The organism is Weizmannia sp. FSL W8-1119 (assembly GCF_038008605.1).
Classification (GTDB): Bacteria; Bacillota; Bacilli; order Bacillales; family Bacillaceae_C; genus Weizmannia; species Weizmannia coagulans.
Genome location: NZ_JBBOZL010000001.1, coordinates 683,111 through 704,693 on the forward strand (window position 1 = coordinate 683,111; position 21,583 = coordinate 704,693).

A 21,583-nucleotide genomic window follows, 5' to 3' on the forward strand; every position below is an offset into this window, starting at 1 on the left:
CTGGATCACTCCTGTTTGCCATCTGTAAATTTCGCGAATCTTTTCATATCCTCATCCGTTTCCAGCGCTGTCACGGCAAACGGTTTATAAGGCTTATGTTCACTGAACAAACCAACCTGGTTGCTCCCATGCGCATCATTGACAACCGTTTCCGCCTCATTGTCCCGATGCGTCACCTCACGTTTGTCAGGCATAGTATTTCCACTCCTTGTTCAAAATAAAATCATGTTTTCCGCCGATCAATGTTATAATTACCTATTATGAAGCAAACGATTTACGGAGGAGGAAACTGCTGCAATGGATTTAACACCAGGAACCGTTGCCGAACTTACGGTGGTGCGGGAAGCGCCGTTCGGTTATTTTTTATCTAACGGGACAGAAGACGTGCTCCTGCATCACCGGGATATTACGGAACCCTTTGATCCAGAAGCGGTGCAAACCGTCTTTCTATATCAGGACCATCAGGGGAGGTTGGCCGCGACAAACGTGATTCCAGACATCCGGCTGGGGACATCCGGCTGGGCGGAAGTTGCCGGCACCAAAGAAAAACTTGGCGTTTTCGTTTCGATCGGCATTCACAAAGATATGCTTCTTTCTGTTGATGACCTGCCCCCGATCCGCTCGCTCTGGCCGGAAAAAGGTGATCATTTATACATTACCCTTGATCTTGACAAACATGGGCGATTATTCGCAAAATTAGCCGGGGAAAACATAGTCAGGGATTTAGCGAAAAAAGCCGGCAGGGAAATGTGGAACAAAGATGTCACCGGGCATGTGTTCCGGCTGGCAAAAGCGGGTTCGACCATCATCACAGATGACGGCTATATCGGTTTTATCCATGAATCGCAGCGCGACGACGAACCGCGCCTCGGGCAGAAAGTGGAAGGCCGCGTCATTGATGTAAAAGAGGACGGGACGCTGAATATCTCGCTTTTAGGGCGCGCTTATGAAGCATTGGATAAAGATGCGGAAAATATCCTTGCCTATATGGATTCGCGCGGCGGAAAAATGCCGTATTGGGATAAAAGCATGCCGGAAGAGATTCAGGAGCGGTTTGGCATCAGCAAAGCGGCGTTTAAACGTGCGCTCGGCCGTTTGATGAAAAACGGCACCGTCTACCAGCAAGAAGGCTGGACATACCGGAAGGAGGGGAAATAATGGCAGTTCCAAGGTTGAAACGCATTCACCATATTGCCATCATTTGTTCCGATTATGCAAAATCAAAGCATTTTTATGTGGATTGCCTCGGTTTGGAGCCGGTGCGGGAAGTATACAGGAAAGAACGTGATTCCTACAAACTGGATCTTTCGGTCGGCAGCGTATATCAGATCGAACTGTTTTCCTTTCCGGATCCGCCCGCGCGCCCGACATTCCCGGAAGCTGCGGGCTTGCGGCATCTTGCATTTGAAACGGACGATGTAGAAGCGGATAAAAAGCGGCTTGAAGAAATGGGCATTCAAGTAGAAGAAATCCGCATTGACCCGCTTACAGAGAAAAAATTCACCTTTTTCCAGGATCCCGACGGCCTTCCGATCGAATTGTATGAAAGCTGACGGCGCGGCTGCAGGAGCGGTATGCTATAATGAAAAGGACTGAAAATGCTTTGTTCATATTTGAGCAAAGGATTGCCTTTCAAGGAGGAAGATTTGTATGACCGAGCCTTTATTTCTTGAACCGGTTTTTAAAGAAAGAATTTGGGGAGGCACCGCGCTGAGGGACCGGTTCGGTTACCGCATCCCGTCTGACCATACAGGGGAGTGCTGGGCCATTTCCGGCCATCCGAACGGCCCGTCGGCTGTAAAAAACGGCGAATTTGCCGGCAAAACGCTGATGGAGCTGTGGGAAGAAAGGCGTGACGTATTCGGCGGAATGTCTGGAAAAGGATTCCCGCTCCTGACAAAAATCCTCGATGCAAATGCAGATTTATCGGTCCAGGTTCACCCGGACGATGCATACGCCAATGAACACGAAAACGGAGAACTCGGCAAAACAGAATGCTGGTACATCATTGATTGCAAAGAAGGCGCACAACTCGTTTACGGGCATCATGCCAAAACGAAAGAAGAATTTGTCCGCCTGGTTGAAGAAGGAAAATGGGACAGCCTGCTGCGCAAAGTGCCGATTCACCCGGGGGACTTTTTCTATGTGCCAAGCGGGACGATTCATGCGCTTTGCGAAGGGACACTTGTGCTCGAAACGCAGCAAAGCAGTGATACAACGTACCGCGTTTATGACTACGACCGGACGGATGCTGCCGGCAACAAACGCGAACTGCATTTGCAAAAAGCGATTGATGTTACGATGATACCGCACCGGGATGCCGCAGTCCGCCCCCGTACGGAAGAAAAACCGGGCGTTACCATCACAACGTTTGCAAAGGAAGCCTTTTTCTCTGTATATAAATGGGATGTAGAAGGGACCGCACTTTTTACGCAAAACGAACCGTTCGAACTGGCCAGTGTGCTTGACGGGGAAGGGACCATGAAAGCCGGCGGAAAAACTTATCCGCTTGAAAAAGGGATGCATTTTTTGCTTCCGTCCGGATTTGGCAATTTTGAACTGGAAGGCCGTCTGACGCTGATCGTATCCCATCCGTAAAATGTCTGTCTATCAAGAATATTGCAGCAAACGGCAGAAAACCGATATAATGAAAAATACATGACAACTGAGTATGGGGGAGACGTTGAAAATGCCAATCAATATACCGAAAGATTTACCTGCCGGAGAGCTGCTGAGACAAGAGAAAATTTTTGTGATGGATGAGGACAGGGCGAGAACGCAGGATATCCGTCCGCTGAATATATTAATCTTAAATTTAATGCCGGAAAAAGAAAAAACGGAGTTGCAGCTGCTGCGCCTCCTCGGCAATACGCCGTTGCAGGTCAACATCACTTTTCTCCGGACGTCGACTTACCAATCCAAAAACGTCAGCAGCTACCATTTAGAACATTTTTACACGGTTTTTGACGAAGTGAAAGGCCGCCGTTTTGACGGGATGATTATTACCGGCGCCCCAGTTGAAAAAATGGACTTCGAAGCGGTGGATTATTGGGACGAGCTGAAGAAAATCATGGATTGGACCAAAACCAATGTCACGTCGACATTACATATTTGCTGGGGTGCGCAGGCTGCATTGTATTACCATTATGGCATTGAGAAGTACGAACTGCCGGAAAAGTGTTTCGGCATTTTCAAACACCGCTTGTTTTTGCCGATGGTTAAGCTGGTCCGCGGATTTGATGAGGTTTTTAACGCGCCCCATTCCCGTTATACGGATGTTGCGCGCGCAGCCATTGAAAACCATCCGGAACTTCAGCTCGTTTCCATATCGGAAGAGGGCGCGCCGTTCATTGTAATGGATGAAAACGGGAAAAATATTATGATCACCGGCCATTTGGAATATGATGCAACAACCCTCGCTGATGAATATGTGCGCGATCAGCAAAAGGGGCTTGGCACCGCCCTCCCGAAAAATTATTTTCCGAATAACGATGCCAATGAGAGGCCGCTCCATACGTGGCGCTCGCACAGCTATTTGCTGTTTTCCAACTGGCTGAACTATTATGTATATCAGGAAACACCGTATCAATGGTAAACAAAGGGCTGTCCCGCAAACAGGGGCGGCTTTTTTAAAAATCCGCAACTGCCCTGCCGGAATCATCTGAAAAACAAAAAAGAGGCAGCCCCGCGTATCAGGACAGCCCCTTTTCCCCTTCCGCTTTCGGAACCGCGAAAGAGAGAAGAAAACAAACAAGTGAAATTACGGCAAGCAGGATGAAAATCGAATGAATGCCTGAAAAAAGCACATGCCGCAGCCATTCGCGCGCCGCTTCCGAAAATCGGCCCGCGCTTTCCGGATTGATCAGCCTGTTCAGCGAATTCGTCGTAAACCCGCCCGGATTGCCTTTCGCAAGTTCCTCGGCAATCTTTGCATTGAAATACGTACCGAATACAGCGGAACCGGCCGACTGCCCCAGATTCCGGAAAAATGTATTCGATGCTGTCGCCGCCCCGCGCAATGACCAGTCCACCGCCGACTGCACCGAAACGAGCGAGATCGTCATGACAATCCCGAACCCGAATCCGGAAATGGCGGAGAAAACGTAAAAACTCCATTCCTGCGTTCCCAATGAGAACAGGCTGAGCCAGACTGTGCTTCCTAAAATGAAGGCCATTCCCGTTAAAAACGCCAAACGGTCCCCGTATTTCAGCTGAAGCCTTCCGCCGGCAAAAGAGCCGAGCATCCACAGGACGGGGCTCGGTGCCAGCATGAGCCCGGATAGCGTTGCGCCATGCCCTTCAAGCCCTTGGATCCACATCGGAATATAAACGTTAATCCCCATCAGAACGGCACTGCCCAAAAAACAAACCAGATTTGAAACCGAAATGGCCCGGATGTGGAACAACGAAAGCGGCATTAATGGATCCGGATGCCGGTACTCAATCAAAATGAATAAACCAAGGAGAATGACACTGCCTGCTAACAATCCCAAGATCACCGGGTTTCCCCAGTCGTTTGTATCCCCGCCTTTTTGCAGGGCGTAAAGCAATGCGAGCATCCCGGCGGAAAAGGTGGCAGCCCCCCATACATCAATCGCATTTTCCGTTTTTTCCACCCGCTCATGTAAAAACAGGATGACCATCAAAACGGAAATCGAGCCAAACGGGAGATTGATGAAAAAGATCCAGTGCCAGGTGAGCTCGTCGACAAAGAAACCGCCGAAAAGAGGCCCGATGACACCGGCAATGCCCCATGCCGCTCCCATAAACCCGAGCATTTTCGCCCGTTTTTCATGCGGATAAATATCGGCAACGATGGTATTCGTAACCGGCATGATCGCCCCGGCCCCGATTCCCTGAATGGCACGGAACACAATCAGTTTCCCCATCGAACCGGCGAGACCGCACAATGTCGAACCGGCAAGGAAAACAATGGTGCCGGCCGTAAAAATTTTTTTGCGGCCGTACAAATCCGCAAGCTTCCCAAAAATTGGAACCGTTACCGCGGAAGTGAGCAAGTAAATGGCAAATACCCAGTTCATCACGCCGATCCCTTTCAGATCGCTTACAATCCGCGGCATCGCGGTGCTAACAATGGTTCCCTCAATGGCTGTTAAAAAGGTGGCCACAAACAAAGCAATCGTGACCGCCTTGATATTGGTTTGCTTCATAAAAAATCCTCCATGATTTGTTCGTTCTGCACTTTTTCTAGTATATCTCAACTTACCGCGGAAAAATAGATTTACAGACAATCAGGAAAGAACCTGTATAAAAAGAAATCCTTTCTCCATAATAAAGATTGACAACTGAAACACAATAAATGATAATTGGTATAGACAACTATATAAATTTTAAAAAAGAGGTGTTTCCCGTTGGCGGAAAAAGTGCTGATTCACAGCAATCTTTATACAGGAAATGAACATATTGCAGACGGATTTATCCGGTTTACAGATAAAATCATTGAAACCGGCAAAATGGCAGATTACCGGCCGAAAGCAGGAGAAGAAGTGATCGACGGGAAAGGGATGACAGCCATCCCGGGCATGATTGATGTCCATATCCACGGCGGTTATGGCATTGATGCGATGGATGCCGATCCGGAGGCGCTCGTTACATTAAGCCAAAAATTGCGGAAGGAAGGTGTAACTTCCTTTTTCGCAACAACGATGACCCAGGATTACGGAAAAATCGAAGCCGCCTTGCGTGCCGTGAAAGCGGCAAAAGAAAAAGGGGGCACAACGATCGAAGGGATTCATCTCGAAGGGCCGTTTGTTTCAAAAAAAAGAGCGGGGGCCCAGCCGCTTGAATATATCAAGGCGCCGGATACGGAACTGTTTTTAAGATGGGTTGAAGCTTCCGGGAATCTTATTAAGCTCGTCACCTACGCCCCAGAAAATGAAGGTGCACGGGAATTTGAAAATGTGATGATTGAACGCGGCATCGTGCCTTCCATGGGCCATTCAGATGCCGTCCGTGCTGAACTGTTACAAAGCAAGGCAACCCATGCGACCCATCTTTATAATGCCATGCGCGGCCTGCACCACCGCGAGCCCGGCGTTGCAGGGCATGCGTTGCTGTCACCTTATGTACAAGTGGAACTGATTGCTGACGGCCTCCATGTGCACCCGGATATGGTGAAGTTCACGTATGAAATAAAGGGGCCGGAAAAAATCTCCGTCATTACCGATGCGATGCGGGCGAAAGGATTGCCGGACGGGGAGTCGGAGCTCGGCGGCCAGAAAGTGCTGGTGAAAAACGGGGAAGCCCGGCTTGAAAATGGTGCGCTTGCCGGCAGCATCTTAAAGATGGACGATGCGTTCCGCAACATCATGAAATTTACCGGCTGCTCCATTTCGGAAGCGGTACAGATGACTTCCGTGAACCAGGCGCGCGAGTTCGGCCTCACGCAAAAAGGAAGCCTGGCAGCTGGTAAAGATGCCGATTTCGTACTGCTGGATGAACAATGGCAAGTCAAAACAACATACCATCTTGGAGAGCAGGGATAACGCGCATAAACTGTTGCCAACCACAGGCGTGCGGGTTCGGTCCCGGCTAAAACTGGAAAGATGCCGATTTTGTCCCGCTGGATGCACCATGGCACGTTAAACTAACGTATCATTTTGGAAAGCGGGATAACACGCAACCTGCTGTGGACCATGCGTGTAAGAAATGTGTCTGATGGCCAGGAAAGACAGATTAAAAAACGATGATCTTGGAAAGCGGGGATAAAAATGAACGTGGAAATTTTTAAAACAAGCGATGAAGCAGCAAAATACGCCTATGAACTGATCGAAAAAGGGATCCGGGAAGGGCAAATCCGCACGCTCGGGCTTGCGACAGGGGGCACGCCGCTGAAACTGTATGCGTACATGCGGAATGCCGGACTGGACGTTTCAAATGTCACCACCGTCAATCTTGATGAATATGTGGGCCTCAAAGATACAGATGAACACAGCTACCACTATTACATGGAAAAAGAACTGTTTTCGCATATGAATTTTAAACAATCGTATCTGCCTGATGGAACGGCAGAAGACCTCGAAGAAGAATGCGCGCGGTATGAAAGAATTTTAAAATTGCATCCGGTCGACCTGCAAGTGCTCGGCATCGGTAAAAATGGGCACATCGGCTTTAATGAACCGGGCACTTCCTTCCATTCCAGAACGCATATTGTCGAACTGACCGAATCGACGCGGGAAGCAAACCGGCGCTTTTTCGAAAGAGAAGAAGATGTGCCGGACCGCGCCCTTTCGATGGGGATTGCTTCGATTATGGACGCGAAAAAAATCGTTCTGCTGGCATTCGGCAAAAGCAAAGCTGAAGCAGTCCGCAGCATGATCAAAGGTCCGGTGGACGAAGCCTGCCCGGCATCCGTTCTGCAAATGCATCCGGATGTCGTTGTCGTTGCTGATGTAGATGCCGCTTCTTTGCTGGAGGATGCTGGAAAGCGCCATGATTGACAAAACCTCCCCGATCCCGATTTACTTTCAAATTCAGGAAGAAATCCGAAAGAAAATTAGGGAGAGGGAATGGAAAACAGGTGAAGCCATTCCGTCTGAACGGGTACTAAGCGAACTTTTTGAAGTGAGCAGAATGACAGTCCGCCAGGCGGTACAAGGTTTGGTGGATGAAGGCATTTTAATGAGAAAACGGGGAAGCGGCACGTTTGTCAGCGAACATAAGGTAGAGCAGCCTTTGGAAGGGCGGATGAGTTTTACGCGGCTGATGGAAGAGCGCGGGATGAAAGCTTCGAATAAAATCGTGGCGTTTCTGGAAAGGGAAGCCTCCGTGCAGGAAATGGAGGCACTCGCGCTGGAAGAGCCGGAACACGTTCTCCATATCGAGCGGCTCCGTTACGGGGATGAGATCCCGATTGTATTCGAATCGATCATCACCCCGGCAAGGATTTCGGCAGGGCTTACGGAAGAGAAATTAAACCGTTCTTTCTACCAGTTTCTCGAACGCGAAAAGGGATTGCGGCTCGGAAAAGGGGTCCAGACAATTGAAGCCGTTGCGGCGAGCGCACGGCTGGCAAAACTGTTAAAAGTGGCCCCGGGTTCGCCGGTACTGTCCATTGAACGCGTAACTTCGCTTTCGGATGGCACGCCGTTTGAATATGTCAAAGCGCAATACGCCGGCAGCCGCTTTAAATTTTATATGTAGGAAGGGTCAAACAGGTCATGCCGGGGCAAGCCGGTACAGATGCAAAAAAACCGCGGAATCTTCCGCGGTTTTTTAGTTCAATTTATAGAACGGCAAATTAATACAAACGTTTATAGCTGTCAAAATGGGATTTCCAGTAATTGTAGCTGACAGAAGAAACAGACACGCCATCGGAATTCGCGGCGATAAACCGGCCGCCGCCGAGATAGATACCAACATGCGTGATCGCGCTCGGATTGGTTCCGTACGTGCCTTCAAAGAAGACAAGATCTCCCGGTTTCGGGCTGCTCACATAGTAAGAACGGTTATAAAGGCCTGCTGCATTCGTACGGGAAATATCGTACCCGGCTTTTTTATATACATAATAGATAAAGCCGCTGCAGTCAAATCCGGACGGGCTCGTGCCGCCCCACACATACGGCGTGCCGATTAAGCTGTTCGCAATGCGGATTAAAGACGATACAGAATGGCTACTGCCTGAAGTGGTATCGCCCGCTGTGACCGATGTGGAAGAACCGGACGGGCTGCCGGTTACTTTCAGCTTCTGGCCGGCATAAATCAAGTCGGAGCTCAGATTGTTCAAAGATTTGAGCTTGCTGACGGCGATCCCGTACTGTTTGCTGATGCCGGATAACGTGTCTCCGCTTTTAACCGTGTATGTAGCTGTAGCCGTGGAGCCGGAACTGCCTGAATTTGCAGTACCTGCCGTTCCCGATGTGGAAGAACCGGACGGGCTGCTGCCGGTTACTTTCAGCTTCTGGCCGGCAAAAATCAAATCGGAACTCAAATTGTTCAAAGATTTGAGCTTGCTGACGGATGTCCCAAACTGTTTGCTGATGCCGGATAATGTGTCTCCGCTTTTTACTGTGTATGTAGTCGTGGAACTCGAACTGCCAGCTGGACGCGGACTGCTGCTTGGACTGCTGGACGGGGAAGCGAAACCTGCCCCTTTGGAAACGGCCAATACGTCACCGGGATGGATCAGCGATGAAGAGAGCTTGTTCCAGCTCATTAAGTTTGAAACCGATATGCCGTGGTTTAAGGCGATCGCGCTTAATGTATCCCCCGATTTGACCGTGTACGTTTTGGCAGAAGAGGATGGGGCCGAAACAGAACGGGCCGAAGCTTTTGCCTGGGACGCCGAAACGTTTAGCACCTGGTTCGGGTAAATCGTGTCGGATGCCAAATGGTTGGTTGATTTCAATGCACCGACGGACGTATTATACTTCTTTGCAATTTTCCAGAGGGAATCCCCTTTTTTGACTTTATATGTCTGGGCAAATGTCTGCGATGTAAACGAAGTGGCCAGAATGGTTGTAGCGGCAACAGAAAAGATTGTTTTCTTTCTCACACTCGTGTAACCTCCATTTATATTTTTATCTCTCTATTTATCATTCTATCAAAATTTTTTCACAATGGTACCCCATTTCGGCATTTTATAGGAAAAGATTGCACTTTTTTCCAATGAAAGCGGCGCAAAACAGCGAAATGGAGCAGATGGTGCTACTGGGAGTGGATGGATTTACCATTTTGGCCAAACAGCGGGGCCGCTGGTCAAAATGCCTATCCCTCACGCGGGGCTCCCCTGTAAAACCCGGGCGGCCGTTTTCCGCATTTGCCGGAAAAGGAAAAACCGGCAAATGTTTGCGTTTTTCCTTTTCCGGCAAAACCCGCGGCTGTATGCGCATGCGCAAAATGTAAAACCCGGAAAACGGTGCAAACAAATTTGCCCTGGAAGCGGCCGTACACGCATGCGCGGAAAGGAAAACCAGGACCGGGATATGTTCTGCTTGTCCGGAAAAACGGCAGGCCGTCTGCTAAATGATTTGATCGGCAAACTTTTTCTGCATTTTTTCGGTTTTTGCCCGGAACTGCTCCGCCTGGACAGCCGCTTCGTTGAGCGTTTCTGCGATCGTATGGTGGTCATTCGTTAAGCTTTCAATCGTGGCTGACATTTCTTCCAGGCTGGCAGAGGTTTCTTGAATGATGGCCGCGAGTTCGCTTGATGCGCCTTCCACGCCATGCGCCTTTTCGGTCACTTTTTTGGATAACGTATCGAATTCTTTAAACTTCTCAACCTGCCCGTTTAAAGTTTTTAATAGTTTACGGAAATAGGTCGTTACATTTTGGCTTGATTCCGCTGTCGTCAAAATTTGCGTGCTGCTTAATTCCAGCTTATCCCGTGCCGCCGCGTTGCTTTGATTCAAATCAGCCAAATTATGGTTAATTTTTTCGGTTGTCTCGTGTGTCGTTTCCGCAAGGCGCCGGATTTCATCGGCAACAATCGAAAACCCGCGGCCCGCTTCCCCGGCGCGTGCCGCTTCAATCGAAGCATTCAGCGCAAGCAGGTTCGTCTGTTCCGTAATTTGTTTGATGCTGTCGGTAAACGTATTCGTTTCTTCCACTTTTTGCGTTAACACTGTAAATGTGTTGTTCAACTCCATTATCGTATCTACCACATCACTGATTTCAAGCGTTAAATTTTCCACCGCCTTTTCCCCGGCTTTTGCCGTTTCCTGTGCTTCAAGTGATTCGTTTGTCAGTTCACCGGACATTTGTGTTAAAAATTCCATCGATTGCACCGTATCCCCGGCGTGTCCGGCAATTTGCGCAATCTGCTCACTTTGGGTTACACTGCCTTTAGAGATTTCATGAACGGCGGATTTCATTTCGTTCTGGGCGTGCAAATTGGTCTGGATATTGTCGTTCACATTGGAAACGCGGTCAATGATTGCTGCCATTTCCTGCCGGTAAGCCGCGCCTTGGTCTTCCATGGTTTGAATCGTTTTCTTTATGGATAAAAGAAAAGAATCCATCAAATTTTGATGCAGGTAGATCATGGCGTATAATAAAATTGCGGTTAAAACATAGCAGAGCACAGCGGTCGGGACCAGGTTGTGAATGAGGCCCGCATCGGCGGCCGGCAGCCAGTAGCTGGCAAGAAATCCGGCAATGCCAAGGCCGGCTCCGATAAAGAAAAGGACATTTTCAAACTGCAATGCCGCATAAGCAAGCAGAAAGAAAAACAAAATATTTACGGAGAAGCTGTTTTGGACAAAAAGGATGGCATATATTCTGAACAAATAAGAAATGATGACGCTCGCATAAGAAAACAGGCGGAATTTTTTCATGGCGCGCCCGAGTGCAAAATACAGGGCCAGAAGAACAACAATTTCCACTCCGTACAGGACAGCCATTCCGGCCTCTTGTTTGTACAGATAGGCTGCAAAAATGACGAGCAGGGCAACAAGCAAGGTAATAAACATCAGAAGGCTTTTTTTGCGCATGTTGTCTGCTTTTAACTGTGTAATGGTGTCCACGTTCTTACCTCCAAATCTAGTTCTTCTTATCTAATACAAATGTAACACAAAAACCGGTAAACTTCTCCATTTTTTTCTCAAAAGTTGGAAGCTTGCCGGTATCAGGGAGGAGATTTTTTGAGGAAATATGTATTCGTAGTTGCTTTGCTGCTGGGGGTTTTTGCGGCCCTTGCCGGTTGCGAAAAAACGCCGACACCGAATGAACGCCTTGCAGATTATGTAAAAGCGTGGGAGCAGGAAAAATTTGCGGAAATGTACCAAAGTTATGTATCGGCTTCCACAAAGAAAACGTATGCGAAAAAAGAGGTGGCGGACCGGTACAAAAAAGTGTACGGGGACTTGAATGTTTCAGATTTAAATGTTTCATACAAACCGTTGGATAAAGACGCCTATAAAAACAAAGAGAAAGTTACCGTACCGGTCAAAATTTCGTTCCAAACCTCAGCCGGAAAAGTCGCCTACAAGGATAAAGTGGCGCTTGTAAAGGAAAAACGGGACAAAAAAGAAAACTGGTATGTTGATTGGAAGCCGGATCTCATTCTCCCGCATTTGGCCAAAGGGGATACGATTAAAGTGTCCGAACAAAACGCTGTCCGCGGGGAAATTTTGGACCGGAACGGAAAAGCATTGGCCCAAAACGGCAGCGTGTACCAAATCGGCGTCATTCCGGAACAATTGAAAGGGGATAAACAAGCGGATATGCAAAAAGCTGCCGGCCTGCTTGGCATGCCAGCAGATGAAATCAAACAAAAACTGGACGAGGACTGGGTGCAGCCTCATTTGTTTGTCCCATTAAAAAAAGTCCCAATGGAGAAGAAGGATCTCGTAAAAAAAGTCACATCCATCCCGGGCTTTTCTTCGCAAACGGTTGATGCCCGCGTTTATCCTTACGGGAAAGCCGCTGCGCATTTAACCGGCTATATCGGTGCCATCACTGGCGAAGAACTGAAAAAGCTGGAAAAGAGAGGCTATACTGCTGAGAGTGTAATCGGCAAGCGCGGGCTCGAACAATTGTATGACCAAAAGCTCCGCGGCCGGGCAGGTGAAAAGATTTACATTGAGAAGCAGGACGGAAGCACCTACACCGTTGCTGAACAAAAAGTAAAAAACGGCGAAAATATCAAAGTCACAATCGATGCCGAATTGCAAAAGAAAATTTACAATCAAATGAAGGGGGATGCCGGCACGGCCGCGGCCATCCAGCCGAAAACGGGCGACGTGCTTGCCCTTGTAAGCACGCCTGCTTTTGACCCGAATGATTTTATTTCAGGCATGTCTTCTTCCACTTACACGAAGCTTGAAAAAGATCCGGGTAAGCCGCTCATTAACCGGTTTGCCCTTACGTATGCGCCGGGTTCAACGATCAAGCCGGTCACAGCTGCCATTGCGCTTGATACCGGGACTACAACAGCCGCGGCAACAAAAACGATTACAGGGACTTCATGGCAAAAGAGCGCTGGCTGGGGCAGCTATAAAGTGACCCGCGTCCACGCCAATAACAGCCCGGAAAACATGGAAAAAGCGCTTGTGTTATCCGACAATATCTTTTTCGCCCAAACCGCGCTTGATATCGGGGCGGACAAATTTGCAAAGGGCCTGAAGGGTTTCGGATTCGGGGAAGACGTTCCGTTTGCGTATCCGTTAAAGGCATCGCAAATTTCGTCCACCGGCAAGTTCAGCAGCGACATCCAGCTTGCGGACACAGGTTACGGCCAGGGGCAGATGCAAATGAATATTCTCCATCTCGCCATCAGCTACACGCCGTTTTTAAATAGCGGCGATGAACTGAAGCCAAATTTGCTTGCGGGTGAAAAAACAAAAGTTTGGAAACATGCTGCCAGCAGCAAAACTAGCGGGGAGATTTCCGGCATGCTCCGCCAGGTTGTTGCGGATCCGTCCGGCACGGCGCACGCTGCCAATATCTCCGGGGCGCAGCTTGCGGGAAAAACGGGCACCGCTGAACTGAAAAAGAGCCAAAAAGACCAAAACGGCAAAGAAAACGGCTTTTTCGTCGTATATGACGAGAAAAACCCGAATATGCTTGTTGCGATGCTGATTGAAGATGTTAAACACCGCGGCGGCAGCGGGCTTGTCGTGAATAAAGCCGTAAATCTGTTTCGATAAGTAAAATTTGCAACGGCCATCCGGCCATCCCCCTGCAGAAAACGGTAAAGCCCAATTCCGGCACAAAAAGCAGTATTCCGGGGAGCGGCACGGATGCCCGTGTGGCCGCTAAAAAGGCCTGTTTTTAGATGCCGTCCGCTTCGCTTAAACAACGCGATTCTTGTTCCAAGGGCATCCTGACGCTAAAATGGCCAGGGATGCCCTTTTTTGCAGTTTTTTGGGCACGGCAAAAAACCGCTGGCGGCGATCCTGCTGCGAAAAAAAGCATGAAAAATAGTAGATTCGCTCAAATGATAGTGGATAAATTGTCGGAGAACAATTATAATGATTACAGTGAATTTCGGGTAAATATTTTTTTAAGCTTATGTTAAGAAAGTTAAGGTATGATGTTTTCGAGAAGAAGTGAAACGGTTATCATGCTCAGGCATCGGTGGCGCGTTCACGACCACTTCAATCCTTATTGGTTATGATCAACCAAAGGAGGCAGCACATTGATATTCCTGACCTTGTTTATATGCTTTATGCTCACAATACTCCTGACGCCGCTGATCAAAAAACTGGCGATCCGGATCGGGGCAGTTGACAAGCCGAACCAGCGGAAAGTCCATATGAAAGTCATGCCCCGTTTAGGCGGCCTCGCCATTTATATCAGTTTTATCGCCGGCGTGCTGTTGCTTCAGCCGGACAACCCGCATTCGCTGCCTATTTTGCTCGGCAGCTTGATTATTGTTTTAACGGGCATCATTGATGATATAAGAGAGCTGTCGCCGCGCGTCAAACTCATGGGCCAGCTGGCAGCCGCACTGGTTGTCGTTTTAAGCGGCATTCATGTCGAATTCATCAATCTTCCTTTCGGCGGACAGCTGGAATTTGGGATTTTCAGCATCCCGCTGACGATTTTGTGGATTGTCGGCGTCACGAATGCCATCAACTTAATTGACGGATTGGATGGGCTGGCTGCGGGGGTTTCCTCGATTGCACTGCTGACGATTTCCGGCATGGCGATCATTATGGGGGACGCCTATGTGACGGTGCTCGGCCTGATTTTGATGGCCAGTACGATTGCGTTCTTATTTTATAATTTTTATCCGGCAAAGATTTTTATGGGCGATACCGGCGCGCTTTTTCTCGGCTACATGATTTCCGTGCTGTCATTGCTCGGCTTTAAAAATGTAACCTTTATTTCCTTGATTATTCCGGCGCTTATTCTCGGTGTGCCGATTTCGGATACCTTCTTTGCGATTATCCGCCGGCTTGTCCATAAGCAGCCTTTATCGGCCCCGGATAAGTCGCATTTGCACCATTGCCTGCTGCGCCTCGGCTTTTCACACCGCCAAGTCGTGCTGATTATTTATGCGATTGCTGCCATGTTCAGCCTCGCCGCCTTTATCTTCTCGATGGCGACGCTTTGGGGCTCGCTCATTTTTATCGGTGTGATCCTGATTACAATTGAAATTTTCGTTGAAAGCATCGGCCTGGTCGGAAAAGATTATAAGCCGCTGTTAAATTTTATAAAAAACCGGTCATAGCCGTCCGGATCCACCGGGGCCGTTCCCGCAATAAATAATCCGGGGCGGTACCTGCACACAACCGCAACTGGCAGTTTCGGGTTTGCGGTTTTGGCAGCCCCTGGTCATTGTAACGATGATGCCGTTCCGGCCGGCTGAAAACCTGTTTTGCAAGTCCCAAATTTTACGTCAATCTGGCTGAGATTTCAGTATCTCCCGCCACGGCCGGTTGTGTCCGGCTCAGCGCTTGTTCAGCCGTTTGCGGTATAAAAAAGCAGAAAGCCGGATGACGGGCTTTCCGCTTCTGCTTTTTCCAATTTGTGCGTTTCTCTTTACCGGGCAACATCCGTTTCCAAATAAAGTTTTTCTCCCTCGGCCACATCCGCCTGCCCGTTCGTTAAATCTGAAATCCACGTTTCAAAAGCATGCTGTTCCCCTTCTTTTACATAAATATCCAGCTCCACCTGCCCGAGGTACCGGATTTCTTTTATTTCATAAGGGGAATGGTGCAGCGCATTCTCGACTTTTCCGAGCCACGTATAATCCAGTTTGACATGGAAAGTGGCGGTAAGCGTCCTTTTGACGATGCCGCATGCGTTGATGCCTTCTGAAGCTGCTTTGCTGTACGCACGGATCAACCCGCCGGCTCCGAGTTTAATCCCGCCGAAATAGCGCGTCACCACGACTGCCGTATCCTTCAAATCCTTCTTTTTCAGCACTTCTAGCATCGGAACGCCCGCTGTGCCGGCCGGTTCGCCGTCATCCGATGCTTTCTGAATGAGATTCTGCTCACCGATCATATAAGCGGAACAGTTGTGATTAGCGTCCCGGTGCTTCTTTTTCACAGAAGCGATAAAACTGAGCGCCTCCTCTTCCGATTCCGCCCGCTTCACATGGGCGATAAACCGTGATTTCTGGATATCTATTTCATGCACAGCCTCGCCTTTGACTGTATAATATTCTTTTAACATTGCAACCTTCCTTTAGCAAAACCTGTTTTTCTCTCATTATAACATGCTTTTGTATGATATAATTTCAGTATATAAGAATATGTTGGAACTGCCGTATATCGGGTCGTGTTTTCCTACGAAAGTACCTGGGAAAATAGTCCTGATATACGGTTATACTTTATTTTCTGATCGTTTACCGGCGGTTTTCGCGCTAAAATAACATTAGCCGCGTGTGTGCTGTGGCTTGCCCTGCTTTCGGATAAGCCTTTATTTATACCTTTTGGGGGAAGTAAGATGACTTTTAAAACATTCGACTCCAAAGCATTGGATGCGATCCTAGAGAAAATGGTTGCAACAGTTGAAGAAAGCAAACACGAAATTTTTGAAATCGGAGAAAGATGCCGCCAGGATTACGATGCGCTCATCAATGAGCTTGAGGAAGTCAAAGCAACAGTGGCTAAAGTCATTGAGCAGACAGACGAGCTGGAAACGAAGTCCAAATTTGCAAGGCGGCGCCTGGCGGAAGTAAGCCAGCATTTCCGGGACTTTTCCGAAAAGCAGGTGCGCGAAGCTTATGAGAAGGCACATACGATCCAAATCCAGCTGTCCATAAACCGGCAGCGCGAACTTCAGCTGCGTGAAAGAAGAAATGAACTGGAACGCAGGCTGTATTCATTAAAGGATACGATTGATCGGGCCAATCATCTCGTCTCGCAAACAACGGTCGTGTTAAATTATTTAACAAGCGACTTGCAAAATATCAGTGAGGCGATTGAAGATGCAAAGCATAAACAGGAATTCGGTTTGCGTGTCATTGAAGCGCAGGAGGAAGAGCGGAAACGTATTTCCCGGGAGATTCACGACGGTCCCGCACAAATGCTGGCCAATATGCTGCTCCGTTCCGACCTGGTGGAAAAAATTTATCATGAAAATGGCATGGAGGAAGCCATTGCTGAAATGCGCACGTTAAAAGAACTGGTGCGCGATTCATTGAAAGAAGTGCGGCGCATTATTTACGATTTGCGGCCGATGGCATTAGACGATCTCGGGCTGATTCCGACGCTAAAAAAATATTTGTCTACGATTGAAAACTATAAAGGGAGCCCGGTTATTACATACAGGCATCTCGGGGAAGAACGAAGGCTTCCGACCAATTATGAAATCGCGCTTTTCCGCCTCATCCAGGAATCTGTCCAAAATGCGTTAAAGCATGCGAAGGCAACAGAAATCCAGGTGAAGTCGGAGCTGAGGAAAAACAGTTTTATCGCGACAGTCAAAGACAACGGCACCGGTTTTGATGTCCGCAGCATTCGCGAAGGGGCTTTTGGCATTGTCGGCATGAGGGAACGAGTCAGCCTTTTAAATGGTGAAATTTCCATCCATTCAAAAAGAGGAGCGGGAACATTGGTGATTATCCAAATCCCGATGCAATTAGACTTGGAAAAGGAGAAAAGGTGACCATGACGGTAAAAATTGCGATTATTGACGACCACCAGTTGTTCCGGGAGGGCGTCAAGCGAATTTTGGAATTTGAAAAAACATTTGAAGTGGTAGCCGAGGGGGAAGACGGCGAGGAGGCGCTCGGCATTATTGAAAAATACCATCCGGATGTTGTCCTGATGGATATCAATATGCCGCACCAAAACGGGGTAGAGGCAACAAGAAAGCTGATCGAGGCCTACCCGGAAACAAAAATTATTATTCTTTCCATTCACGATGATGAATCGTATGTCACTCACGCATTAAAATCGGGCGCAACCGGTTATTTGCTAAAAGAAATGGATTCCGATGCGCTGATTGAAGCCGTGAAGGTGGTTGCTGAAGGCGGCAGTTATCTGCATCCGAAAATTACCCATAATCTCGTGGAAGAGTTCCGCAAATTGTCGAACCGCTATACACCGGGTGGCGCCTACCAGCAGCCGCCGGCAGTTGTCCCGCCGCTGCATTTGCTCACGCCGCGCGAGTGCGAGGTGCTGCAGCTGCTCGCGGACGGAAAAAGCAACCGGGCGATTGGAGATGCTTTATACATAAGTGAAAAAACAGTGAAAAACCATGTAAGCAATATTTTGCAAAAATTAAAAGTAAAAGACCCTACCCAGGCGGTGGTAACCGCCATTAAAAACGGGTGGGTTGAAGTCCGCTAAAACAAGGCCTTGGCCGTACACTTATGTATGCCAAGACCTTGAATGGCGCACAAAAAGGATCTCCGGTTCGCGTCCGCGCGCCGGAGATCCTTTTTTTAACTATACACCTGTATGCCACCTTCATTTTCCGGTGTTTCATTGTAAAAGGGCAAAAAGCGTTCGTCCGTACGCTTTTTGCCCTCTTTGAAGAAAAATGGCGGCATAATGCAAATGCTATTTTTGCTTTTCCGCTGCCCCGCCCGGCATTTTATACAGGTGTTGCTTTCTGCGTTTTTCCTGCTTTAATTTTTAACTGGGTCAGCTGGCGTTCTGCCATCTTTCCAATGCCCGAGTTCACTGTGCCGGTACCCGTATCCGAAATAAATGGCAAGCCCGATGATGAACCATATGAGAAAGCCAATCCAGGTCACTTTCGACAGGTGGACCATTAAATAACCGCAGGCGGCCACTGCCAGTACCGGAATAACCGGGACGAACGGGGTTTTAAAACTGCGCGGGATGTCCGGCCGTGTTTTTCTGAGCACAATAACGCTGATCGAGACAACAATAAAAGCAAACAAAGTGCCGATATTGGTCAATTCTGCAAGCTGGTTCAGCGGAACAACGGCTGAGAAAACCGTTGCCATCAGCCATGTCAAAATGATGCTTCTTGTCGGCGTTTTTGTTTTTTCCGTCAGTTTCGAGATCGATTTTGGAAGCAGGCCGTCGCGGCTGATCGCAAAGAACAGGCGCGTCTGCCCGTACATCATGACAAAGAGAACGGTTGTAATGCCAAGAATCGCACCGAGTGAAACAAAGCCTGCCACCCAATTTTGGTGGACAACACGGAGCGCAAACGCAACCGGATCGCCGACATTCAGCTTGGCATACGGAATCATCCCGGTCAGCACTGCGGATACAGCGACATAAAGGACAATGCAAATCGCTAGGGAAGAAATAATCCCGATCGGCATATCCCGTTGCGGGTTGCGAACCTCTTCTGCCGCAGATGAAACGGCATCAAATCCGATGTAAGCGAGGAATGCGGTTGCCGCCCCTTTAATGATGCCGCTAAAGCCATAAGGCATGAAAGGCGTCCAGTTCTCCGGTTTGACATAAAAAATCCCGACGGCGAGGAACAATAAAATGACGCCGATTTTGATGCAGACCATGACATTATTGATTTTGCTCGATTCCTTCACGCCGGTCAACAACACAGCAGACAGGAAGAAAACGACCACAACAGCCATCAGGTCGATATACGAACCCTTGGCCGGATTATAGGCGCCGCTTAAAGCCTGTGGCAAATGGATGCCGAATCCGCGCACCAGATCCTGGAAATAGGCGGACCAGCCGCTCGCTACAACTGAACAGGCCAGGCCGTATTCCAGAATTAAGTCCCATCCAAGCACCCAGGCAAACAACTCGCCAAACGTTGCATAACTGTAAGTGTATGCACTTCCCGAAGCAGGGATCATAGAGGCGAATTCAGCGTAACATAAAGCTGTTAACGCACAGGCAATCCCTGAAAAAATAAAGGACAGAATAATAGCCGGGCCTGCCGCCTGCGCAGCAACGACACCGGTTAAAACAAAAATGCCTGTTCCGATGACTGCCCCTACGCCAAGCATGGTCAAATCAAAGGGGCCAAGGGCTTTTTGCAGGCTCTTTTTTCCGCGGGCCTGCTTAAGCATGTAATCCATTGATTTTTTCCTGAATAATTCCATCTCGAAAATCTCCTTCTATTTGCAGCCAACCCAGTGATGAAGATGTGATCCAATAATTTTGCCAACGGAGAATTTTCAAATATTTTAAATCTGATTGTTACATCTTTTTATCTCTGAGTTGCATGCACCATTTGAGTTACCTTAGACATTCTACAAAATATGACATGATTTGTAAAGGACAGATAAAACAGAAAATTAAGTTTTGAGAAAGGTGAAAACACGAACATTTTATAGAAAAAATTCATTTTTCCATAAAAGAAAGCGCCATCAAGTGAATGATTGCATGCTGGACCATACGAATTCTTCCTTTTTTGGCTTCCAGGCATGGTATTATTTACAATTTTGTATAATTTTCGTCATTTTGTAAGGGAAAATATTTTTGCAGTGAAGAGAATCTCCGGCATGAATGAAAAACATGTTGCGCACTTGCAGAAAAACTGAAAGGAAAATTTAGAAAAAGCGCCAGCCACAAAACAGATTTCCATATTGCGCAGAAAGGTATGTGTAAAATTTTACTCGCAGGGGCAGATGAGTGGAAAAAATAGGAAGACACTCTATCATCTAAATGTACACCATGAAATAAACATCTAGAGAGAGGTCTTCCCATGGATATTATATCAATAATTGCTGGATTATTAAAGGATACAAAGAGTCTTATTGAATTTGAAGAACAGGTTAAAATTCTGATGCAAAAAGTTTTTACACAATGGCAGAAAGAAGACGGCTGACAAACGGTTCCTGATTCTATAAAATAAAAATAGTAAAGCGGAAGGGAGATGGAAAAATGAGGACGGCTATTGTGACCGACAGTACCGCTTATATTCCAAAAGAAGTACGCGAAAAATACTCGATTTACATGATTCCATTGAATGTGATTTTCGGGAAGGAAGAATACCGCGAAGAAATTGACATTACAGCAGAGGCGTTTTTTGAAAAAATGCGCATGGCGGACGAGCTCCCGACATCCTCGCAGCCGTCAATCGGCCAGTTTGTCGAACTGTTTGAACAGCTTAAAAAAGACTACGATGCCGCAATCAGCATCCACTTGTCCAAAAAAATCAGCGGGACATACCAGGGTGCCGTGGCCGCTTCCGGGATGGTGGAAGGGATCAAAGTTTACCCTTACAATTCCGGATGGAGCTGCATGGCACAGGGATTTTACGCGATTGATGCGGCGAAAATGGCGCTTGCCGGAAAAGAACCGGAAGACATCCTCGCCCGCCTCGATGAATTAAAAGCATCCACGAAAGCCTACTTCATGGTCGATGATCTCACCCACCTTCAGCGCGGCGGAAGGCTGTCCGGATCGCAGGCCGTTATTGGCAGCCTGTTAAAAATCAAGCCGCTTTTAACTTTTGTCGACGATGAAATTGTCCCGTTTGAAAAAATCCGCACCCAGAAAAAAGCGCTCAACCGGATTTTTGACCTGCTCGGCGAGGATGCCGCCAAAGGCTTGCCGCTGAAATGCTCCATTATCCATGCTAACCGGGAAGAACAGGCGCTTGAAATCAAAGATGAACTGGAAAAACGGTTTCCAAACGTCGATTTTTCGGTCAGCTACTTCGGCCCGGTCATCGCCACCCACCTTGGCGAAGGCGCGATCGGCGTTGCCTGGATGCTGAAATAAGAGCCAGGCTGTTCCAAATCGCTGGAACAGCCCGGCAAGAT

The 21,583-nt window shown here is 48.2% G+C and carries 19 protein-coding genes; 13 read left to right on the top strand and 6 right to left on the bottom strand.

The genetic code is table 11. From position 1 onward, the window contains the following. Positions 1-5 precede the first annotated feature (5 nt). Positions 6-194 carry a hypothetical protein gene (locus NSQ19_RS03170; RefSeq protein ID WP_019721660.1) on the bottom strand — a complete coding sequence of 63 codons (189 nt, stop codon included), beginning with the start codon at positions 192-194 and terminating at the stop codon, positions 6-8. A 103-nt stretch (positions 195-297) separates the two neighbouring features. Between NSQ19_RS03170 and NSQ19_RS03175 the strand changes: the two genes are divergently transcribed. The 4 genes from NSQ19_RS03175 (at position 298) to metA (ending at position 3,595) form a co-directional block, all read left to right on the top strand. Further along, the gene (locus NSQ19_RS03175; RefSeq protein WP_237348994.1) at positions 298-1,158 is read left to right on the top strand and encodes a CvfB family protein; all 861 of its coding nucleotides are present in this window, start codon (positions 298-300) and stop codon (positions 1,156-1,158) included. Continuing rightward, a complete protein-coding gene (gene gloA2, locus NSQ19_RS03180) occupies positions 1,158-1,553 on the top strand; it encodes an SMU1112c/YaeR family gloxylase I-like metalloprotein (RefSeq protein ID WP_013858588.1) in 396 nt (131 codons plus the stop codon). Before NSQ19_RS03175 ends, gloA2 begins: the two co-directional genes overlap by 1 nt. A 97-nt stretch (positions 1,554-1,650) precedes the next feature. Then, complete coding sequence (gene manA / locus NSQ19_RS03185; protein WP_340702369.1) at positions 1,651-2,598, top strand: mannose-6-phosphate isomerase, class I; 948 nt, start codon at positions 1,651-1,653, stop codon at positions 2,596-2,598. A gap of 91 nt (positions 2,599-2,689) precedes the next feature. Continuing rightward, positions 2,690-3,595 carry a homoserine O-acetyltransferase MetA gene (metA, locus tag NSQ19_RS03190; RefSeq protein WP_019721663.1) on the top strand — a complete coding sequence of 302 codons (906 nt, stop codon included), beginning with the start codon at positions 2,690-2,692 and terminating at the stop codon, positions 3,593-3,595. Between the two features lie 97 nt (positions 3,596-3,692). Here metA and NSQ19_RS03195 read toward each other — a convergent pair whose 3' ends face one another. Further along, entirely contained in the window at positions 3,693-5,171 is a 1,479-nt protein-coding gene (locus tag NSQ19_RS03195; RefSeq protein WP_340702370.1) for an MDR family MFS transporter, read from the bottom strand. A 201-nt stretch (positions 5,172-5,372) separates the two neighbouring features. On the opposite strand from NSQ19_RS03195, the gene nagA reads away from it, so the two are divergent. The 3 genes from nagA (at position 5,373) to NSQ19_RS03210 (ending at position 8,163) form a co-directional block, all read left to right on the top strand. After that, the gene (gene nagA / locus NSQ19_RS03200; protein WP_029142736.1) at positions 5,373-6,506 is read left to right on the top strand and encodes an N-acetylglucosamine-6-phosphate deacetylase; all 1,134 of its coding nucleotides are present in this window, start codon (positions 5,373-5,375) and stop codon (positions 6,504-6,506) included. Between the two features lie 225 nt (positions 6,507-6,731). Then, complete coding sequence (gene nagB, locus NSQ19_RS03205) at positions 6,732-7,460, top strand: glucosamine-6-phosphate deaminase (RefSeq protein WP_017553752.1); 729 nt, start codon at positions 6,732-6,734, stop codon at positions 7,458-7,460. Next, positions 7,453-8,163: a GntR family transcriptional regulator gene (locus NSQ19_RS03210; RefSeq protein WP_013858594.1), complete on the top strand. Its 711-nt coding sequence runs from the start codon at positions 7,453-7,455 to the stop codon at positions 8,161-8,163. The genes nagB and NSQ19_RS03210 overlap by 8 nt, the downstream gene beginning before the upstream one ends. 97 nt (positions 8,164-8,260) lie before the next feature. Here the strand turns inward: NSQ19_RS03210 and NSQ19_RS03215 are convergent, their stop codons facing one another. Both NSQ19_RS03215 and NSQ19_RS03220 read right to left on the bottom strand, forming a co-directional pair. Continuing rightward, positions 8,261-9,514: a C40 family peptidase gene (locus NSQ19_RS03215; protein ID WP_340702371.1), complete on the bottom strand. Its 1,254-nt coding sequence runs from the start codon at positions 9,512-9,514 to the stop codon at positions 8,261-8,263. A gap of 466 nt (positions 9,515-9,980) precedes the next feature. Continuing rightward, on the bottom strand, positions 9,981-11,483 hold the full coding sequence (locus NSQ19_RS03220; RefSeq protein WP_328014171.1) for a methyl-accepting chemotaxis protein: 1,503 nt from the start codon (positions 11,481-11,483) through the stop codon (positions 9,981-9,983). Positions 11,484-11,600: 117 nt separating this feature from the next. Here NSQ19_RS03220 and NSQ19_RS03225 point away from each other — a divergent pair, with 117 nt between their 5' ends. Then, entirely contained in the window at positions 11,601-13,607 is a 2,007-nt protein-coding gene (locus tag NSQ19_RS03225) for a penicillin-binding transpeptidase domain-containing protein (protein WP_340702372.1), read from the top strand. A 491-nt stretch (positions 13,608-14,098) separates the two neighbouring features. Further along, on the top strand, positions 14,099-15,136 hold the full coding sequence (locus tag NSQ19_RS03230) for a glycosyltransferase family 4 protein (protein WP_013858600.1): 1,038 nt from the start codon (positions 14,099-14,101) through the stop codon (positions 15,134-15,136). 311 nt (positions 15,137-15,447) lie between these two features. Here NSQ19_RS03230 and NSQ19_RS03235 read toward each other — a convergent pair whose 3' ends face one another. Further along, complete coding sequence (locus tag NSQ19_RS03235; RefSeq protein WP_013858601.1) at positions 15,448-16,086, bottom strand: YigZ family protein; 639 nt, start codon at positions 16,084-16,086, stop codon at positions 15,448-15,450. A 273-nt stretch (positions 16,087-16,359) separates the two neighbouring features. On the opposite strand from NSQ19_RS03235, the gene NSQ19_RS03240 reads away from it, so the two are divergent. After that, positions 16,360-17,523, top strand: a complete 1,164-nt coding sequence (locus NSQ19_RS03240) for a sensor histidine kinase (RefSeq protein ID WP_327077345.1) — start codon at positions 16,360-16,362, stop codon at positions 17,521-17,523. Between the two features lie 2 nt (positions 17,524-17,525). Further along, positions 17,526-18,209 carry a response regulator transcription factor gene (locus tag NSQ19_RS03245; RefSeq protein ID WP_340702373.1) on the top strand — a complete coding sequence of 228 codons (684 nt, stop codon included), beginning with the start codon at positions 17,526-17,528 and terminating at the stop codon, positions 18,207-18,209. Between the two features lie 281 nt (positions 18,210-18,490). Here the strand turns inward: NSQ19_RS03245 and NSQ19_RS03250 are convergent, their stop codons facing one another. After that, on the bottom strand, positions 18,491-19,915 hold the full coding sequence (locus NSQ19_RS03250) for an amino acid permease (RefSeq protein WP_161655628.1): 1,425 nt from the start codon (positions 19,913-19,915) through the stop codon (positions 18,491-18,493). A gap of 605 nt (positions 19,916-20,520) precedes the next feature. On the opposite strand from NSQ19_RS03250, the gene NSQ19_RS03255 reads away from it, so the two are divergent. Continuing rightward, on the top strand, positions 20,521-20,643 hold the full coding sequence (locus tag NSQ19_RS03255) for a hypothetical protein (RefSeq protein ID WP_340702374.1): 123 nt from the start codon (positions 20,521-20,523) through the stop codon (positions 20,641-20,643). 56 nt (positions 20,644-20,699) lie between these two features. Beyond that, positions 20,700-21,542, top strand: a complete 843-nt coding sequence (locus NSQ19_RS03260) for a DegV family protein (protein WP_013858605.1) — start codon at positions 20,700-20,702, stop codon at positions 21,540-21,542. The last annotated feature ends 41 nt before the right edge of the window (positions 21,543-21,583 follow it).